The sequence below is a fragment of the Pontibacter sp. LHS2 genome (assembly GCF_058932845.1).
In genome coordinates this window covers 286,139-303,227 of sequence record NZ_JBZYWG010000001.1, presented here as the reverse complement: position 1 = coordinate 303,227, position 17,089 = coordinate 286,139, and the positions used below count along the sequence as shown (strand labels likewise).

Genomic DNA, 17,089 nt, shown 5'->3' with positions numbered 1-17,089 from the left:
AATGATTAAATGTCTAATTGCTGCAGTTTACCAAATTCGAGGGACTCAATCAGCGCAGCCAAAGCATCCTCTTTTCCCTCCAAACCATAGCGGTCCAGGTTTTTAAGGGGACGGTCTGCCCTAAAGTAGGCAATCAGCACGAAGTTATCGTCGCGCAGCTGAATATAATCCGGAATTTTGGCTTTGCCTTTTACTTTGATGATATACATCTTATTTGAATGTAGCGTGACTAATGATTAAAAACAATAGTTTAGAATGGATAATGATGAAGAAGTCAAAATGTTTAAGATTCACACCTCAGACACTCTGATTCCTTCATCATTACTCATTAGTCATGCTATATTACTTGTTTCCTTTGGCGTGATCCGCCAGGAATTTCTGCAGACCGATGTCAGTCAGTGGGTGGTTTAACAGACCTGTGATTACAGACAGTGGGCACGTTACTACATCAGCTCCAAGCTCAGCGCACTGCACCAGGTGCATCACGTGACGAACGGAAGCAGCCAGTACCTGCGTTTGGTAACCATAGTTTCCATAGATATGCACGATCTGCTCGATCAATTGCAAACCATCTGTTGACACATCATCCAGACGACCTACGAACGGAGACACATAGGTAGCACCTGCCTTAGCAGCCAGAATCGCCTGACCGGCAGAGAATACCAGCGTACAGTTTGTTTTAATGCCACGCTCGCTGAAGTGACGGATCGCCTTTACACCTTCACGTGTCATTGGCACTTTCACCACGATGTTTGGATGCAGCTCAGCCAGCAGTTCGCCTTCGCGTACCATACCGTCGAAGTCTGTTGCGATAACTTCAGCGCTGATGTCGCCATCCACAATTTCACAAATCTGCTTGTAATGCGCCATCACATTGTCGTGGCCGAAGATACCTTCTTTGGCCATCAGTGATGGATTGGTGGTTACACCGTCGAGCACACCGAGGTCGTGCGCTTCCTGAATTTCCTGCAGGTTTGCAGTATCAACAAAGAATTTCATAATGCTGAGGATGTAGATTATACTACAAATCTAACGCAATATGCCCTAAGTCAAAAGACATTGTATAAAAGATGCAGGACAAATAAGGAATAGCGGAGGAAGGCTGGGCAAACACACTGCTTATCAGTGTCAAAAGGAAAGTGCGAACAGGTATGGGACCGAAATAAAAAAGACCAGCTGGGGGCCGGTCAGAAAAGTATGGGCAAAAAAAAGTGGCAAACCAACATCGCGCCGCTTCAACCATCTACCCTTGCTGCCTTCCGGCCCTGGGGGAGTTCGACGGGAGCTGGCCGTGCCGATTTGCCGTTACAAAAGTACGCAAATTATCTTGCAGTCCAAATTTATTCTGCATAATAATATTGAATACGCATTGCTATAAGCACATACTTCTCACAGTCAGGCTATTTGAGTGATGAAAGAATTTCTACAGTGTACCTCTTATTTGGCTAATGCAACGATAGAATGCATCGGCTACCCCATCTGATAAGCGTTTTAAAACATATCTCCCCTATTTTTGGCAAAAAAGCCTAAAGCACCTTACCTTTGCGCATGCCAGAAAAAATACTGATTCTCGACTTCGGCTCCCAGTACACCCAGTTGATCGCAAGACGGGTACGCGAGCTAAATGTATATTGTGAGATTTACCCTTACAATAATGTTCCGGAACTTACGGAAGATGTCAAAGGCGTTATTCTATCGGGCAGCCCCTGCTCGGTGCGCGACCAAGAACACCCGACCATCGATTTGAGCCAGTATATGGGCAAGCTCCCATTGCTAGGTGTATGCTACGGCGCACAGCTGATCGCTTACGAGCATCAGGGCGAAGTAACTCCATCCACCATCCGCGAATACGGTCGTGCCAGACTTACGGAGCTGCACACGGCTAACCGCCTGATGAAAGAACTTACCCCAGGTTCTATCGTGTGGATGTCGCATGGTGATACCATCAAAGAAATTCCAGATAATTTTGAAGTAATAGCCAGTACGGAAACCGTGCGCGTAGCCGCTTACAAGCTGCGTGACCAGGAGACCTACGGCATTCAGTTCCACCCGGAAGTAACGCACTCTGACGAAGGCAAGACCCTGCTCCGCAACTTCGTGGTGCACATCTGCGATTGCCAGCAAGACTGGACATCAGAGCAGTTTGTGGATGCCACAGTGGCTGAACTGAAAGAGCAGATCGGCAATGACAAGGTAGTTCTTGGTCTATCAGGCGGTGTTGACTCCAGCGTGGCGGCCATGCTGATTCACCAGGCTATTGGCAAAAACCTGTACTGTATCTTCGTAGATAACGGACTGCTGCGCAAAGACGAGTTTGAGTCAGTGCTTGATTCATACAAGCACATGGGCCTGAACGTAAAAGGTGTGGACGCCAAAGACCGCTTCTACGCAGCACTGGCCGGCATCTCTGATCCGGAAGGCAAGCGCAAGGCGATCGGCCGCGTGTTTATCGAGGTGTTCGATGACGAAGCGCATCAGATTGAAGATGTAAAGTGGCTGGCACAAGGCACTATTTACCCGGACGTAATTGAGTCGCTGAGCGTGAAAGGCCCTTCGGCTACTATCAAATCGCACCACAACGTGGGCGGTCTGCCTGACTTTATGAAACTGAAAGTGGTAGAGCCTCTCAAAACACTTTTCAAAGATGAGGTGCGTTTGGTAGGTAAAACCCTTAAAATCGACGATAACATCCTTGGCCGTCATCCTTTCCCTGGTCCTGGCCTTGCTATCCGTATATTGGGCGATATCACACCAGAAAAAGTACATGTGTTACAGCAAGTTGACCATATTTTCATCAGCAACCTGAAAAAATCAGGATTGTATGACGAAGTATGGCAGGCAGGTGCTATCCTGACACCGTTGCAGTCAGTAGGTGTGATGGGTGACGAACGTACCTATGAGAATGTGGTTGCACTTCGCGCTGTGACATCCATCGACGGCATGACAGCGGACTGGAGCCGGTTGCCGTATGAGTTCCTGGCTGATGTATCCAACGAGATCATCAACAAGGTAAAAGGTGTAAACAGAGTGGTGTATGACATCAGCTCAAAACCACCGGCTACTATCGAGTGGGAATAGTATTAGTGAGTGAATTTTGAATGAGTGAATGAGTGATTGAGTGAGTAGTAATGAATCGAGTTGTTTTTTAAATAGTAAATGAGTCATTCAGATACTGTTTCTATCAATTCACTCATTCGCTAGATCACTTATTTACTCATTTAAAATCTCTCAATCAAAAATAGACAAGATGAAGAGAAGCTTATTGAAGCATGCAGCTGGTGTGCTGCTAATGGCTGCGCTTGCGCTGCCGGCACAGGCTCAGCAGGATTACAGCACTACCTATAGTAATGGCAAGGTACTAATTGAGCAGGAGCGTTACGACAAGGCCATGGCCGAGCTGCTACCTATAACGCAAGCTGGTCCTAAAAATCAATATGCTCCGGAAGCTTCTTACCTCTATGCCGTAGCGGCGCTTAAAGCTAATAAACTGCCGGAAGCCCGTCGGATGCTGCAGCAGCTACAGGGTCAGCACCCGAACTGGCCTAATCAACCTGAAGCGAGTTACTTGCTTGGCAACGTGCTGTTTGAGCAAGGCGAATACGAGCAGGCACTCGCCGAACTGAGCAGCCTGCCGTCCGCTAAGCTGCAAAGCGATGCCGAGAACCTAAAGCGCCACTACTTAATCCGTATCACGGACCGCGCCATTTTCGAGCAGTTGCTGCAACGTTTTCCTGATGACAAAGCAGTAGCGCAGACCTATGCAGATAAACTGCTGGCCGGATGGTATCGTCCCGAAGACAAAAGCACCCTTGAAAGCATTGTAGCAAAGCACCGCTTGGACCGCAACCGTTACCTGAGTACTAATGCCATGCGCAAGCAAGCTTACAATGTAGCTGCCCTTATGCCATTTCAGTTAGACCAGGACCTTGGCCAGGCAGCTCGCAAAAACCAGTTCGCTACGGATCTCTATGCTGGCATGAAGATGGCGCAAGACTCTCTTAAGCGTCAGGGCATTAACATCAATTTGTATGCGTACGATGCAGGCACTGATACAACTGCTGTCAAACGCCTGCTGGAAACATCAGAGCTTAAAGGGATGGACCTGGTCATTGGTCCCGTTTACAGATCAACTGCCAAAATAGCTGCTCGTTTTGCTACTCAGAACAATGTAAATGTGGTTAATCCGCTTTCGCAGGATTTAGAGGCAGCATCTGAGAATCCGAACGTCTTTTTGTTTGAGTCATCAGTAGCGACACAGGCGCGTCAGGCTGCTACTTATGCTTTTAACACCTTCGAGCCTAAAACGGCTGTTATCCTGTATGAAGACAGCAAAGACGACATCGCTTTTAGTCAACACTACCGTGAGCAGTTCCTCAAGTTAGGAGGTAAAGTAGCAGTTTATAAAAAAATAAACTCTGCGCAGAGCTCAGCTACCGCCACTATTTTTAAGGACCTGAAACTGGAGAATGTAGGCCACATGGCTGTTTTCTCTGATCAGATGACAGCTGCCGCAAACACAGTTAGTACATTACAGTCCAGAGCAGCCACGCTGCCAATTGTTACATTCGAAAACTGGCTGGGTATAGGTCAACTCACACTTCGCCAGTTGGATGATCTGGAAATATATTTTGTGAACCCGAAATACATTGACCAGATGAGCTCCGCAGCGCGTCATTTCCGCAAAAGGTACGCAGCCAGGTATAACATGCCTCCGTCACAGTACGCTTATGCAGGTTTTGAAATGATGTATTACTTCGGCACACTTCTACAGAACTATGGTCCACGCTTTAACTTGGCAATGGGCTCAGAGGGGCTCAGACCGGGTGTTTTCTATAAAGGTATTGGGTATACCGACCGTACAGCTCTTAATGAGGTACGCCGCGACAACCAGTTCATACCGATCACCAAGCTGGAGAACCTGCAGCTGACCGTTGTGAATCCGGTCTTTTAAGGCTCTCATCATTCTATAGCAGGGTATAGCTACCTGTTTATATTAACTCATTAACTATCTAAGAAACAGAATTATGAAAATAGCGCCAATCAGCGAAGAACTTTTCCAGCGTGCCCAGCACTCCATACCTGGCGGAGTGAACTCTCCTGTCCGTGCCTTCAGAGCCGTGGGTGGCAATCCGCGTTTTATGGTATCTGCAAAGGGTCCTTATATGTATGACGAGGACGGAAACCGTTACTTGGAGTTCATCAACTCCTGGGGACCTATGATCCTGGGTCATGCCGCTGAAATAGTACAGGAAGCTGTGCAGCAGGCTATACCTAACTCACTCTCCTTTGGTGCCCCTACCCGCAAGGAAATTGAGATCGCTGAGCTGATCGTGGACATGGTGCCTTCAATTGAGAAGGTGCGCATGGTGAACTCTGGTACAGAAGCGACCATGTCAGCGGTACGTGTGGCCAGAGGCTATACCGGCCGTAACAAAATGATCAAGTTCGAAGGCTGTTACCATGGCCATGGCGATTCTTTCCTGATCGCTGCAGGTAGCGGTGCCATTACTTTAGGCGTGCCGGATAGCCCGGGTGTAACGCAGGGTGTAGCCGCCGATACCCTCACCGCTCCTTTCAATGATCTGGAGGCTGTGAAGACACTGGTGGAGGCTAACAAAAATCAGGTAGCGGCTATTATATTGGAGCCAGTAGCTGGTAATATGGGATTAGTACTGCCTGAGGCAGGATTCCTGCAGGGCTTACGCGACCTCTGTACCAAAGAGGGCATTGTGCTGATATTTGATGAAGTGATGACTGGCTTCCGTTTGGCTCCTGGTGGAGCGCAGCAGTTGTTCGGTGTAACGCCAGATATGACCACACTCGGTAAAATAATAGGTGGCGGTATGCCAGTGGGCGCTTACGGTGGCAAAAAGGAGATCATGAACTTTGTAGCGCCAGCCGGCCCGGTATACCAGGCTGGTACCCTTTCGGGTAATCCTATTGCCATGTCGGCAGGTATGGCCATGCTGAAGTACCTGCAAAGCCATCCGGAGGTATATACTAATCTGGAGCAGACGACATCCAACATGGTCAACGGCATGAAGCAGAACATGCAGGAACTGGGCATGAATTTTACGATTAATCACGTCGGCTCTATGTTCAGCATTTTCTTTACAGAGCAGCCTGTTACTGATTTTGAAAGTGCCAAGTCATCTGATACAGCCATGTTCGGACGTTACTTCAACAGCATGCTGCAACGTGGCGTATACCTGGCCCCTTCGCAATACGAGTCACTGTTTGTGTCTACAGCCATTACAGACGAGTTGGTAGAAGAATACATCAAAGCCAGCCGGGCGTCCTTGGAGGAAGCTGTAAAGCAGTAAGCTATACCTTAATAAATAGTCAAAGGCGGCAGTTCAGCAATGGGCTGCCGCTTCTTTTTATAGTGCTACCTTACCGACAATTCATAGCTAGTGCTTAACAATTCAGGTATTTGACAATTCAACAATCAACCATTTTGCTTACTTTTACGGTCACAACATTGCACCCCCATGATTCTTACAGATAAGCAGATTTTAGCAGAGATAGAGAAAGGCACCATCCTGATTGAACCTTTTAAACGTTCAGGTCTTGGCACCAACTCTTACGACGTACACCTGGGCCGTTACCTGGCAACTTACCGCAACGAAGTACTCGATGCCCGTCACCACAACGAAATCGATGTCTTTGAGATTCCGGAAGAGGGATTTGTATTACAGCCTAATACGCTATACCTGGGCGTAACCCTGGAATACACCGAAACACATGCACACGTGCCATTTTTAGAGGGTAAATCAAGCGTTGGCCGTCTGGGTATAGACATTCATGCCACTGCTGGCAAGGGCGATGTGGGCTTCTGCAACACCTGGACTCTGGAGATTTCGGTGACGCAGCAGGTACGTGTATACCATGGCATGCCGATTGGCCAGCTGATCTATTTTGAAGTAAAAGGCGGTATAGAGAACTACTATAATAGTAAGGAAAACGCTAAATATAACAACCGTACGACCAAGCCTGTCGAGTCTATGATGTGGCGAAATGAATGGTAGAAGTCTGTTAAAAAATTCATTAAAAAAGGTCAAATATTTGGTTATTTGGCCTTTTTTGGCATTATTTCTGCACTATATTACATGTATTTGACGCTAGCAGGCAAGCAGGAAAATTTTTAAATGTCGGAATCATTTCACGACAGCCTGCGTTGTAAAACTACAATGCCTTAGCGGAGAATTTAAAGCATTGAAAACACCAAAAACACTAAGATTATGAAAAAGCTACTGGTAATAACATTAATGGTATTCGGAACTGTATTCGGCGCATTTGCTACAGGTAACAATGTAACAGTGATTGCTGAGAAGCGTGCCAACAACCTTTCTGACCAGATGATTCGTGAACTTCGTCTGAATAACTACCAGGCTAATAAAGTTAGAGAAATTAACCTGGCAGTAGCTGCTCAAATTACTGAAATTGAGCAGAAGCACGAAGGTAACGAGCAACTGATCGCTGAGAAGTGCAATGAAGTACTTGCCTCACGTGATCTGGAGTTTGAAGATGTACTGAGCACTATTCAGTATAACGATTACTTCGGTGACCGTAAGATGTACTCTAAAGTTGACCGTGAGTTTATGGCTAACTTAAACAATCAGGGTTCTCAGAACCTGGCCACGAACGAGAAAGCCGCTGAAAACACGACTGCCTCAAACTTAAACTAATTGAACATACATTATAAAAGCATAAAAGCCACCTCTTCAGGTGGCTTTCATTGTTTATGGGCGTTTAGTTATTCTCTTTCTTACGCTCCTCTTCAACATGCTTCATCAGGTCTTCGCACAGGGCGCGCATTTTATCAGCCATCACCTTATCGCTGGTAGCAGTGGCTATACTTTGGGCCATGGCTCCAATTGTGTCGATGTAGAAGTACTTCATTTCATCTATCGGCATATCCTTCGTCCACAGGTCAATTTTCATGGTGCCTGCTTCGTCACGATCCCATAAGGAGATGTTGATGGCTTTGGCAAAATGAATTTTCTCACCTGCATCAGTAGCTCTCCAACTGATGGCCTCCGGCACGCGTTGCTCGTCCAGGGCTATGCTAAAGTATATCTCAGACTTCTTCATTTTCTTTTCTTTTTAAACTTTGGGCTATATATATCTCGTACTATGCTTGAATACTCAAACCAAGTACAAAGTTACGCGATGCGCTACGGAATAAAAACCTTCTTTTTTCTTTTTAGCCTGACCATCCTCTCGGGATGCGCCAGCTTATCCACATCTACTAAGAAACCTAAGTTACATACAGTTGCCTTTTATAATACAGAGAAGCTCTATGACACAGAGAACGACCCTAAAATAGACGACGATGGTTTCACCCCCACTGGGATCATGAAATGGGATCAGGAAAGGTATAAAACCAAAATAAAGAACATCGCCTCGGTCATCGAAACGATAGGTGGCAAGGAAGGAGCAGCTGTGATCGGCCTCTGCGAAGTGGAGAATCGAAAAGTACTCGAAGACCTGATAGCTTCCTCTCCTCTTCGCAAACGGCGCTATAGCATCATCCATCACAACTCTCCTGACCCGGAAGGTCTGGATGTTGCTTTACTCTATAATCCGAGAGTTTTCAAACCTTCGGCGAACACCAGTATACCTGTGAAATTCTCTGAGAAAGGCTTTACCTCCCGGGACATCCTGCAAGTTACAGGCACACTCGCGGGCGAGCCTGTAACAATATATGTCAACCACTGGCCGGAAGACCGGGGCAGCAGCTCTTTGGGATCAGTTCGTAGAAGGGATGCAGCAACAGAGCTTCGCCGCCAGATTGACCTACAGCTAAAGGCTGATAAGAATGCGAAGATCATCGTTCTAGGGGATTTTGTTGATGAACCTAAATCAGCCACCATGGAGAACATTTTAAAAGCTTCTGGGCGTCCCAATCCCGCTTACGAGGAAGAATTGTTCAATACCTTCTATCTATGGTTTGTACAGGGCCTTGGAAGCTACCATACCCGTAACGATAACAAAATGCGAGACCAAATCCTGGTTTCCAAATCATTGGTGAATACACGCTCGGGCCTGCATTATGTGCATGGCTCCGCCCAGATTCATGACCCGGAGTTCGCAAAATTTACCTTTGGCAGGTATAAGGACACACCCAAACAGACTTGGTCAGGAACGCTGTATATTGGAGGCTACAGTGACCACTTTCCCGTGTTCATCAAGCTGCAACCCTAGGCAATCTGTTAGAAACCTCACTAAAACAGGAAAGGCGAACCAAAACGGTCCGCCTTTCTGCATTAGGAGAAATTATCTTCTTATACGTAATTGTTCAGCATTACAGGCATCACCAGCATCAGAACATTTTCATTATCTTCATTGGCAAGCGGCATCAACAGACCAGCCCGGTTTGGTGTAGACAGCTCAAACGAGATTTCTTCGGCATCGATGTTATTGAGCATTTCGATCAAAAACTTCGCATTGAAACCGATTTCCATGTCCTCACCATCATACTGGCAGGTCAGACGCTCATTTGCTTCGTTAGAGAAATCCAGGTCCTCGGCAGATACCTGCAGTTCAGAACCGGACAACTTCAGACGAATCTGGTGTGTAGTTTTGTTTGAGTAAATAGAGATACGACGCACAGAGCTCAGCAAAGCAGCACGGTCGATCACCAGTTTGTTCGGGTTCTGCACCGGAATCACGTTCTCGTAGTCTGGGTAGCGCTCGTCGATCAGACGGCAGATCATACGGATGTTGTCGAAGCTAAAGAAAGCATTGGACTGATTGAACTCCATGCGCACGGCAGTAGCCTCTGAAGGAAGCGTGGACTTCAACAGCGTAAAGGCCTTGCGAGGAATGATCAACGAAGCCTCCTGGCTGGTAGCAATGTCCGTACGACGGAAACGCAGCAGACGGTGACCGTCTGTGGCTACGAACGTTACGTTATCAGAACGCAGCTGCACGAAGATACCTGTCATAGCTGGGCGAAGCTCGTCGTTGCTTACTGCAAATATGGTCTTGTTAATAGCACGAGCCAGTACGTTAGACGGAATTTCGATGGCGCTACCTCCCTTCACTACAGGTACACGCGGGAAGTCAGTTGCGTTCTCACCAGATAGTTTGTAGCGTCCGTTCGCTGAGCTGATCTCGATGGTATATGTCTCTTCGTCGATCGTGAAGGTAACCGGCTGGTCTGGCAGGTTTTTAAGCGTCTCGATCAAGATCTTGGCTGGGGCAGCAATGCGGCCGTTCTCCTTCGCCTCTACCTGTAGTTCGGTGATCATGGAAGTCTCCAGGTCACTGGCTGTGATGGTCAGGGTGCTGTCGCTGATTTCGAACAGGAAGTTTTCGAGGATAGGAACCACCGGGTTGTTGGTCACTACGCCGTTTATGCTGGCTAGCTGCTTCAAAAGAGCAGAAGAAGAGACGATAAATTTCATTATGTATAGCTATAATGTTATTTGGACAAAGTTAAAAATTTTTCGCATTTATGCTAACCAGATCGGGCCAGCAATTTCACAATTTCTTTACATACAGCGCAAAAAAATTAGAAGCGCTCGTAGCGGCGCTTGCGCAGGTAGTAGCGAACCACCCCAAACAACGCGAGCAAAACAATCGGGGCCACAATGTTGAGTAGTTGCCAGTAGGTACGTTCCTCCTTCACCCGTACTCTATCCAGCGGTCTGAGTTGTATTTCTTTACTACGTACGTTAATCAGGCCTTCGGAGTCTAGCAGGTAGTGAATTGTGTTCATCGCCAGTTCACGATTGGCGAATGTGACATTGTTATACCTGTCAAAACCCAGTTCGTAAGCCTGCCCGGTACGCGGGTTTACATCATTGCGCACAAGGTCGCCATCCGAGAAAACTGCTATTTTGGTTGGCTCGCCGGTTTCTTTTACTTGCGGGTTCGCGGCACCCTCCGGTGCTCTCCTGTTACGGAAAAGCGAAGTAAAGGCACCTTCCAGAAGGTAAGCCACCGGCTGAGGACCAGCCTGGTATTGCTCTGGCTTCACCTCCATACGGGCTTCTTCGAGCGTAAGCGGCACAGGCGGTTGCAACACACGGGAATATACCGAGGTATAGGCCAGCGGCGTTTTGCGTATGCCATCGGCCCTTACGGTATCCATCGTTCCAATGAATTTAGAGTAGACCGCGTCAATGTTTCGGGTGATCGGGTGTTTACTGAATGTGTTGATTAGCGGATAGAAGCGCCAGTTGATCATTTCCGTTTGAGGGCGCTCGCCGGTATAACCCGTCACGATCGGTATAAAACCGGAGTTCAGGTCCATGATCATGGTTGGATTGAGGCGCACACCGTAACGGAAGAACAGGTCATCGAGGTTCAGGTTATACGGCATAGCAAACATCCCGCCCGCTCCAATGCTGTCCATATTGGCGTTAAGAGCGTCTACAAAGAACACGGCTTTCCCTCCGTTCATGATAAACTGGTCGATCTTATACTTATCGGCTTCCGTGAAAGGCTCTGTAGGTTTGGCAATAATGATCAAATCCAGCCCCTGCAAAGATGGTATATCGCGCAACTCGCCACGTGCTACCCGATAAAACTCCTGCAGCGAACCCAATAGATCTGTTACGTTCTGTGTCTCTAGTTGCCCCTGTCCACTGATGTAGCCAATAGTCTTAGAGCCCGGCAATGCCATTTTGCGGATTGCGGTGGCCAGTTCGTATTCCACCCCTTCCACGGATTGGTTCAGACGCTCATCAGCTGAAGCCGCCAGATTACCTTTCAGTAGCATCACGCCAGTCTCCTTACCTTTGTACATTACTCTTGCACCAGGGAACACCAGGCGCTCCACCTGCTTGCCGCCTTCATTGGCCCGCAGGTTAGTCGGCTGTATACCTGAGGCAGCCAGCTTTTGGAAGAATTCTGCCCGTTGCTGCTCGTCCGATATCTCGTTCGGATCGATAAACTCGTAGCGCACATTGCCCCCGGAATAGATGCGGAACTCGTCGAGCGTCTCCCGCACAGATTGTTGCAGACGTTTGAACCCGGCTGGAAATTCACCTTCCAGGTATACCTCTACAAACACCGGCTCAGGCAAATCAGCCAGCAGCTGCTTCGTGACAGGCGAGATAGTATAACGTTTATCCTCGGTCAGGTCGAGGCGAAAAAAGAAATTGGCCGCCAGTACATTGAGTAGTATAACGGCTGCTATCGCGATCAGAAAGCGGGTCAGGTCGCGGCTGCGCTTGCTTTTATGTGTCGTTGCCTGCTCGGTTACCATTTTCTGCTGCTCAATACAAGTTTGGTGGATAAGATCATGATCGCAATCACGCTCAGGAAGTAGAGCACATCGCGTGAATCGATCAGCCCTTTGCTAATGGCGGTATAATGATACGCTATACCTAGCTGGCTGATGAAGTAGCCATACCCGCCCCAAACAGGTATAGAGGCGATCAGCTCGAAGCCGGCATAAATAATGTAGCACAGGAAAATAGCGATCACAAAAGAGATGATCTGGTTGTCAGAAACAGAGGAGGCGAACACCCCGATTGCCGTAAACACGCCCGCCAAGAACACTAGGCCCAGGTATGAACCCACTACAGCGGCAGAGTCCACGTTGCCCTGCGGGTTGCCAAGTTCATACACGGTATAGTAGTAGATCAGGGTAGGTATAAGCGCAAACAATGCCAGTAAGAGTGCAGCGAAGTATTTACCCAGGATCAGTTGTAAGTCTGATATCGGCTTGGTGAGCAGGAGCTCAATGGTACCTTCACGCTTCTCCTCAGCGAAGGTGCGCATCGTGATGGCCGGGATCAGGAACAAAAACAGCCAGGGCGCCATGTTGAAGAGCGTCTGCATGTCGGCAAAACCGTAGTCGAGCACGTTGCTCTCAGGGAACACCCACATGAACATGCCAATGGCTACCAGGAAAACAGTGATCACGATATAAGCGATCAGGGAGTTCAGGAAGCCGTTAAATTCTTTTTTAAGTATAGCGAGCATTTTTTCTCTCTAACTATTTCGTCAATTGTTGGAATATTTTTTCGAGCGAGTTCTCTTCGTGGCGCAGACCAACCAACGGCCAATTGCGCTCAGCCGCCACCCGGAAAAGTGTAGCGCGGATGTCGGTATCCTTGCGGGAAACAATTCGGTAAGTTGTACCCTCGGCCAATGTCACGTTCAGTACGCCAGGCACTTGCTCCAAAGCCTCAACCGGTATAGCCTGTTCAAACTCCACCAGGGTTGTCTTTTCATTGCGTGCCCCCGCTTGCAGACTCGCCACATCACTATCGGCTACCAGTTTGCCCCGGTTGATGATCACCACGCGGTCGCAAATAGCGGTTACCTCCTGCATAATGTGTGTCGAGAAGATCACGGTTTTGTCCTGCCCGATGCGTTTGATCAGCGATCGTATCTCTACGATCTGGTTGGGATCAAGACCGGTTGTTGGTTCGTCGAGTATCAGCACCTGCGGGTCGTGCACCAGCGCCTGCGCCAGACCAACCCGCTGCCGATACCCTTTGGAGAGCGCCCCGATCTTCTTGCCTTGCTCCAATGTAAGTCCGCAAAGCTCCACCATCTCCTGCACGCGCTCCTTCGCCCGGCGCCCTTTCAGACCATAGACCGAGGCCACAAACTGCAGGTACTCATGCACATACATGTCCAGGTACAGCGGGTTGTGTTCAGGCAGATACCCCACATGGCGGCGTACAGCGATCGGATCTTGTACGACATCATAGCCGGCTACCTGCACAGTGCCTGCACTTGGGGGCAGGTAGCAGGTGGCAATCTTCATGGTCGTAGACTTGCCAGCACCGTTGGGGCCCAGAAAGCCAAGTATCTGCCCTTGCGCAACCGAAAATGAAATATTATCGACTGCCCGCTGTGACCCGAATAACTTGGTAAGATTTTTAACTTCGACAGACATTATTTATAATAATTAATGAATCATGCACCATGAATAGTAGCCATCGGCCTGCTCATGATGCATGCACCATTATTAACTCGTCATTAATTAGGTATGCAAAGCTACAAAAGCTGTTCCATATTATGACTATACCTGTTTTCGGCCTTTTGGCATAAGCGGGCGTACCTCAATATCTACGTGATGGTAATTGGCATGAGATTTCAAGCAATGTAAAATGGTGGAGGCAATATCCTCCGGACGCATCATGTTATCATTCACAGTGACGCTGTCGATGTTGTCGAAAAAGTTAGTTTGCACGGAACCAGGGTAGATACAAGTTACCTTCACGCCATAGTCACGCACTTCTTTGTAAAGCGAGTGCGAAATGCCGCGTACTGCATGCTTAGTGGCACAGTAAGCCGACATTTGCTCTATACCTGTGGTGCCTGCAATAGAAGAGATGTTGATGATGTGCCCCTCTCCCATCTCTTTCATCCCCGGCACCACCAGCCGGGTGCAATAGAAGAGACCATGCACGTTAGTGTCGAACATCAGGTGCCAGTCTTCCAGGCTCTGATCTTCCAGATTCGCAGAGCGTCCTAAACCGGCATTGTTAACGAGCACGCTGATTTGGCCTCTAAAGTGATCTACTGTATGTTGGTAGGCCATTTGCACAGCATCAGCACTGCGTACATCGCATTCCACAAATTCAAAGTGCTCGTGCTCCACCTCAGGTGCTGTTCTGCCCCAACCGGCTACTTTTGCCCCCTGTTCCAGCAATGCGTTGATTGTTGCCAGTCCTATACCTCGGCTTACGCCGGTAACCACCGCTATCTTTCCTTCTAGTTCCATAGTTTCTGTTTATGTGGAGTTTATAATCTGTAAAGCAGACCAATCCGGAATAACCGGGTATATAATTCCATGTTGGCGCCATCCATGTTAGCCCGTTGGTTTCTTATACCGTGCGCATAGCTGAGCGATGCTCCAACATGACCGCGGTAGCCAGTCAGGCCCAGTCGCGGTCTGAAGTCGGTGTAAAGGACGCCATACTCTTGATTAACCTTAAACTCACTCCCATCCTCAATTGTCGCTTTCGATTTCTCCTTTAAACGATGATTAAGTGCTATATCCGAGCCAAGTGTCAGGTCCAGATCCACTGCAGCTCGCAAAACCCGCCAACCGATGTAAGGCTGCAGGTTGATGTTGTTCGCCACTATCACCGCTTTCCCATCGGCAGGATAATGCGTGGACGAGCTATATGACCGGTACCCGTATACACTCTTGATTTCAGCTTGGCTGCGCAGTAATTCATAGCCAACCTGTGTCCCTAGCAGGAAACCGCCATCAGTCACATACTGGCTTTGCAAACTGGCTCCAAAGGTTGTGTTATACCTGCTGCCGTAAGGGTTGGCCGTATGTGCAAATTCCTGCAAAGGGCCATGAACCATGATTACAGTGTTGCGTGTTGCCGATTCGCCCGTAAAACTAGACAGTCCAGAATTCAGCTGTGCGCTATACTCCATTTTCTGTCAAAAAGACAGCGTCGCGCTTCCTAGCGTGAGTAGTAAGAGGTATACTTTTTTCATATAGGTATAAGTTTGTTTCGTAATCTGCTCCTACTTCACAACCCTCCCCTACTTTGTTACTTTCTAACTTCTAAACTTGCGAACTTAGATATCTCCCAGCTGCGGACGGATAAGAATCTCTTCTACCACACTGTTCGGAGACATGGTATAAGCTCCGTAAATAGCCATGGCTATGTCTTCGGAACGCATGAAGCGTTCGGGCGGGAGGTCTACTCCTTCCCAACTGGCCGTAAGGGTAGCTCCCGGGAGAATGGCCGTAACACGCACGTTATGGGTTTTCATTTCTTCACGCAGCACTTTGGTCATCCCATAAAGCGCATATTTTGAAATGCAGTAGGAGCCACCATTGGTATAAGGGGTAATGCTGGCCGTGGAGCACATGTTGAAGATATGGCCGTTTTTGCGCTTCATCATACCAGGCAACACAGCCTTGGTCAGGTAGTAAGCACTGTATAGGTTCGTATTGATCATGAAAGGAAGGGCGTTGTCATCCTCTTCGTGTATCATACCCGGTATGAAAAGACCACTGTTGTTCACGAGCACCTCCACTTTTACCTGAAGGCCATTCACGTACTTGATGAAGTTTTTAACAGAGTCCAACTCACTCAGGTCAGCCTCCTGGAAGAATACTTTAGAGAAAGTATAGCGCTCTTCTATCTCCAGTTTCAACTTCTTCAGGTCTTTCTCGTTTCGGGAACAGGTAATGATGTGGAAACCTTCTTTTGCGAATTGTTCAATTACGGCTCTTCCGATTCCTTTTGTACCGCCTGTTACCAAAATGTATCGTTGCATTTGCTTCTATATAGATATAAGATAATACGTTTTCAAAATTTAACCGTAATATAGGCATTTAAACAGTATTTTTGTTCTGATTCACGTTTAATACCTTGGTTTAACACGCAAAGCCTTTATGCTACAGTCCCTAGGGAAATACATACTTTTTATGCTGAGCCTTTTCACCCGAAAGGAGTCCGCAAAAATTCTTTTTGGTCGTACCATAGACGAGGCTATTCTTATCGGAATTAACTCTATCCTCATTGTTGCTATCGTCTCTACGTTTATCGGAGCGGTAACCTGTGTGCAGGTGGCCTATAACCTTGACAATGCGTTCATCCCGCGCTCTACCATTGGTTTTATGGTACGCGAAATGACCATCCTGGAGTTGGCACCGACCATCACCTCCATTGTACTTGCCGGCAAAGTGGGCTCCAGCATCGCGGGCGGACTAGGCACGATGCAGATCACAGAGCAGGTAGATGCACTCGAAGTAATGGGCATCAACTCAGCCTCCTACCTGGTGCTGCCTAAAGTGGTGGCAGCCATTATCGTATTCCCGATGCTGGTCATCCTGGCCATGTTTCTTTCTATACTCGGCGGTTACTTTGCAGGTACGCTGTCAGGTGAAGTGACGGCACAGGAGTATATCACAGGTATACGGGATCAGTTCATCCCTTACAACATCACTTTTGCGCTTATCAAATCGGTGGTATTTGCGTTCCTGATCTCCTCTATTTCCTCTTTCCGCGGCTACCATACCGCTGGTGGTGCATTGGAGGTAGGTGCCGCGAGTACAGCTGCCGTTACCAACAGCGTGATCGCGATCCTGATCGGCGACTTTTTGCTGGCCTACTTACTACTTTAAGTTGGTCGCTCAGTA

The 17,089-nt window shown here is 48.0% G+C and carries 17 protein-coding genes and 1 other RNA gene; 7 read left to right on the top strand and 11 right to left on the bottom strand.

The window, feature by feature from the left end:
• Positions 1-5: 5 nt before the first annotated feature.
• The 3 genes from AC5FX6_RS01265 to ffs form a co-directional block, all read right to left on the bottom strand.
• A complete protein-coding gene (locus AC5FX6_RS01265) occupies positions 6-209 on the bottom strand; it encodes a fructose-6-phosphate aldolase (RefSeq protein ID WP_493595211.1) in 204 nt (67 codons plus the stop codon).
• Between the two features lie 133 nt (positions 210-342).
• Entirely contained in the window at positions 343-999 is a 657-nt protein-coding gene (gene fsa / locus AC5FX6_RS01260; protein WP_007654513.1) for a fructose-6-phosphate aldolase, read from the bottom strand.
• Between the two features lie 209 nt (positions 1,000-1,208).
• Positions 1,209-1,306, bottom strand: an RNA gene (gene ffs, locus AC5FX6_RS01255) — signal recognition particle sRNA small type.
• 242 nt (positions 1,307-1,548) lie between these two features.
• Between ffs and guaA the strand changes: the two genes are divergently transcribed.
• The 5 genes from guaA (at position 1,549) to AC5FX6_RS01230 (ending at position 7,688) form a co-directional block, all read left to right on the top strand.
• Positions 1,549-3,078 carry a glutamine-hydrolyzing GMP synthase gene (gene guaA / locus AC5FX6_RS01250; RefSeq protein ID WP_493595210.1) on the top strand — a complete coding sequence of 510 codons (1,530 nt, stop codon included), beginning with the start codon at positions 1,549-1,551 and terminating at the stop codon, positions 3,076-3,078.
• A gap of 169 nt (positions 3,079-3,247) precedes the next feature.
• Positions 3,248-4,951: an ABC transporter substrate-binding protein gene (locus AC5FX6_RS01245; protein ID WP_493595209.1), complete on the top strand. Its 1,704-nt coding sequence runs from the start codon at positions 3,248-3,250 to the stop codon at positions 4,949-4,951.
• Between the two features lie 73 nt (positions 4,952-5,024).
• Positions 5,025-6,323: a glutamate-1-semialdehyde 2,1-aminomutase gene (hemL, locus tag AC5FX6_RS01240; protein ID WP_493595208.1), complete on the top strand. Its 1,299-nt coding sequence runs from the start codon at positions 5,025-5,027 to the stop codon at positions 6,321-6,323.
• 168 nt (positions 6,324-6,491) lie between these two features.
• The gene (dcd, locus tag AC5FX6_RS01235) at positions 6,492-7,028 is read left to right on the top strand and encodes a dCTP deaminase (RefSeq protein ID WP_116544581.1); all 537 of its coding nucleotides are present in this window, start codon (positions 6,492-6,494) and stop codon (positions 7,026-7,028) included.
• Positions 7,029-7,241: 213 nt separating this feature from the next.
• Complete coding sequence (locus AC5FX6_RS01230; RefSeq protein ID WP_493595207.1) at positions 7,242-7,688, top strand: DUF4890 domain-containing protein; 447 nt, start codon at positions 7,242-7,244, stop codon at positions 7,686-7,688.
• A 64-nt stretch (positions 7,689-7,752) separates the two neighbouring features.
• On the opposite strand, the gene gldC is transcribed toward AC5FX6_RS01230, so the two are convergent.
• Positions 7,753-8,094 carry a gliding motility protein GldC gene (gldC, locus tag AC5FX6_RS01225; protein WP_303412809.1) on the bottom strand — a complete coding sequence of 114 codons (342 nt, stop codon included), beginning with the start codon at positions 8,092-8,094 and terminating at the stop codon, positions 7,753-7,755.
• Between the two features lie 42 nt (positions 8,095-8,136).
• On the opposite strand from gldC, the gene AC5FX6_RS01220 reads away from it, so the two are divergent.
• On the top strand, positions 8,137-9,207 hold the full coding sequence (locus tag AC5FX6_RS01220; RefSeq protein WP_493595206.1) for an endonuclease/exonuclease/phosphatase family protein: 1,071 nt from the start codon (positions 8,137-8,139) through the stop codon (positions 9,205-9,207).
• A gap of 80 nt (positions 9,208-9,287) precedes the next feature.
• Here the strand turns inward: AC5FX6_RS01220 and dnaN are convergent, their stop codons facing one another.
• The 7 genes from dnaN to AC5FX6_RS01185 all read right to left on the bottom strand — a co-directional run bounded on the left by dnaN (position 9,288) and on the right by AC5FX6_RS01185 (position 16,224).
• Positions 9,288-10,412 (bottom strand): DNA polymerase III subunit beta, encoded by a 1,125-nt coding sequence (gene dnaN / locus AC5FX6_RS01215; protein WP_493595205.1) that lies wholly within the window; start codon positions 10,410-10,412, stop codon positions 9,288-9,290.
• A gap of 107 nt (positions 10,413-10,519) precedes the next feature.
• Positions 10,520-12,220, bottom strand: a complete 1,701-nt coding sequence (gene gldG / locus AC5FX6_RS01210; protein WP_493595204.1) for a gliding motility-associated ABC transporter substrate-binding protein GldG — start codon at positions 12,218-12,220, stop codon at positions 10,520-10,522.
• A complete protein-coding gene (gldF, locus tag AC5FX6_RS01205; RefSeq protein WP_493595203.1) occupies positions 12,214-12,942 on the bottom strand; it encodes a gliding motility-associated ABC transporter permease subunit GldF in 729 nt (242 codons plus the stop codon). The genes gldG and gldF overlap by 7 nt, the downstream gene beginning before the upstream one ends.
• A gap of 13 nt (positions 12,943-12,955) precedes the next feature.
• The gene (gldA, locus tag AC5FX6_RS01200) at positions 12,956-13,867 is read right to left on the bottom strand and encodes a gliding motility-associated ABC transporter ATP-binding subunit GldA (protein ID WP_493595202.1); all 912 of its coding nucleotides are present in this window, start codon (positions 13,865-13,867) and stop codon (positions 12,956-12,958) included.
• A 126-nt stretch (positions 13,868-13,993) separates the two neighbouring features.
• Positions 13,994-14,698, bottom strand: a complete 705-nt coding sequence (locus AC5FX6_RS01195; RefSeq protein WP_493595201.1) for an SDR family oxidoreductase — start codon at positions 14,696-14,698, stop codon at positions 13,994-13,996.
• A gap of 20 nt (positions 14,699-14,718) precedes the next feature.
• Positions 14,719-15,294: a hypothetical protein gene (locus tag AC5FX6_RS01190; RefSeq protein ID WP_493595200.1), complete on the bottom strand. Its 576-nt coding sequence runs from the start codon at positions 15,292-15,294 to the stop codon at positions 14,719-14,721.
• Between the two features lie 222 nt (positions 15,295-15,516).
• Complete coding sequence (locus AC5FX6_RS01185; protein ID WP_493595199.1) at positions 15,517-16,224, bottom strand: SDR family oxidoreductase; 708 nt, start codon at positions 16,222-16,224, stop codon at positions 15,517-15,519.
• Between the two features lie 118 nt (positions 16,225-16,342).
• On the opposite strand from AC5FX6_RS01185, the gene AC5FX6_RS01180 reads away from it, so the two are divergent.
• Positions 16,343-17,074, top strand: a complete 732-nt coding sequence (locus AC5FX6_RS01180) for an MlaE family ABC transporter permease (RefSeq protein WP_493595198.1) — start codon at positions 16,343-16,345, stop codon at positions 17,072-17,074.
• Positions 17,075-17,089 lie beyond the last annotated feature (15 nt).

Bases quoted from the DNA above. Each gene is read 5' to 3' on its own strand.
- AC5FX6_RS01265 (WP_493595211.1), bottom strand. From the start codon at position 209: ATGTATATCATCAAAGTAAAAGGCAAAGCCAAAATTCCGGATTATATT.
- fsa (WP_007654513.1), bottom strand. From the start codon at position 999: ATGAAATTCTTTGTTGATACTGCAAACCTGCAGGAAATTCAGGAAGCG.
- guaA (WP_493595210.1), top strand. From the start codon at position 1,549: ATGCCAGAAAAAATACTGATTCTCGACTTCGGCTCCCAGTACACCCAG.
- AC5FX6_RS01245 (WP_493595209.1), top strand. From the start codon at position 3,248: ATGAAGAGAAGCTTATTGAAGCATGCAGCTGGTGTGCTGCTAATGGCT.
- hemL (WP_493595208.1), top strand. From the start codon at position 5,025: ATGAAAATAGCGCCAATCAGCGAAGAACTTTTCCAGCGTGCCCAGCAC.
- dcd (WP_116544581.1), top strand. From the start codon at position 6,492: ATGATTCTTACAGATAAGCAGATTTTAGCAGAGATAGAGAAAGGCACC.
- AC5FX6_RS01230 (WP_493595207.1), top strand. From the start codon at position 7,242: ATGAAAAAGCTACTGGTAATAACATTAATGGTATTCGGAACTGTATTC.
- gldC (WP_303412809.1), bottom strand. From the start codon at position 8,094: ATGAAGAAGTCTGAGATATACTTTAGCATAGCCCTGGACGAGCAACGC.
- AC5FX6_RS01220 (WP_493595206.1), top strand. From the start codon at position 8,137: ATGCTTGAATACTCAAACCAAGTACAAAGTTACGCGATGCGCTACGGA.
- dnaN (WP_493595205.1), bottom strand. From the start codon at position 10,412: ATGAAATTTATCGTCTCTTCTTCTGCTCTTTTGAAGCAGCTAGCCAGC.
- gldG (WP_493595204.1), bottom strand. From the start codon at position 12,220: ATGGTAACCGAGCAGGCAACGACACATAAAAGCAAGCGCAGCCGCGAC.
- gldF (WP_493595203.1), bottom strand. From the start codon at position 12,942: ATGCTCGCTATACTTAAAAAAGAATTTAACGGCTTCCTGAACTCCCTG.
- gldA (WP_493595202.1), bottom strand. From the start codon at position 13,867: ATGTCTGTCGAAGTTAAAAATCTTACCAAGTTATTCGGGTCACAGCGG.
- AC5FX6_RS01195 (WP_493595201.1), bottom strand. From the start codon at position 14,698: ATGGAACTAGAAGGAAAGATAGCGGTGGTTACCGGCGTAAGCCGAGGT.
- AC5FX6_RS01190 (WP_493595200.1), bottom strand. From the start codon at position 15,294: ATGGTTCATGGCCCTTTGCAGGAATTTGCACATACGGCCAACCCTTAC.
- AC5FX6_RS01185 (WP_493595199.1), bottom strand. From the start codon at position 16,224: ATGCAACGATACATTTTGGTAACAGGCGGTACAAAAGGAATCGGAAGA.
- AC5FX6_RS01180 (WP_493595198.1), top strand. From the start codon at position 16,343: ATGCTACAGTCCCTAGGGAAATACATACTTTTTATGCTGAGCCTTTTC.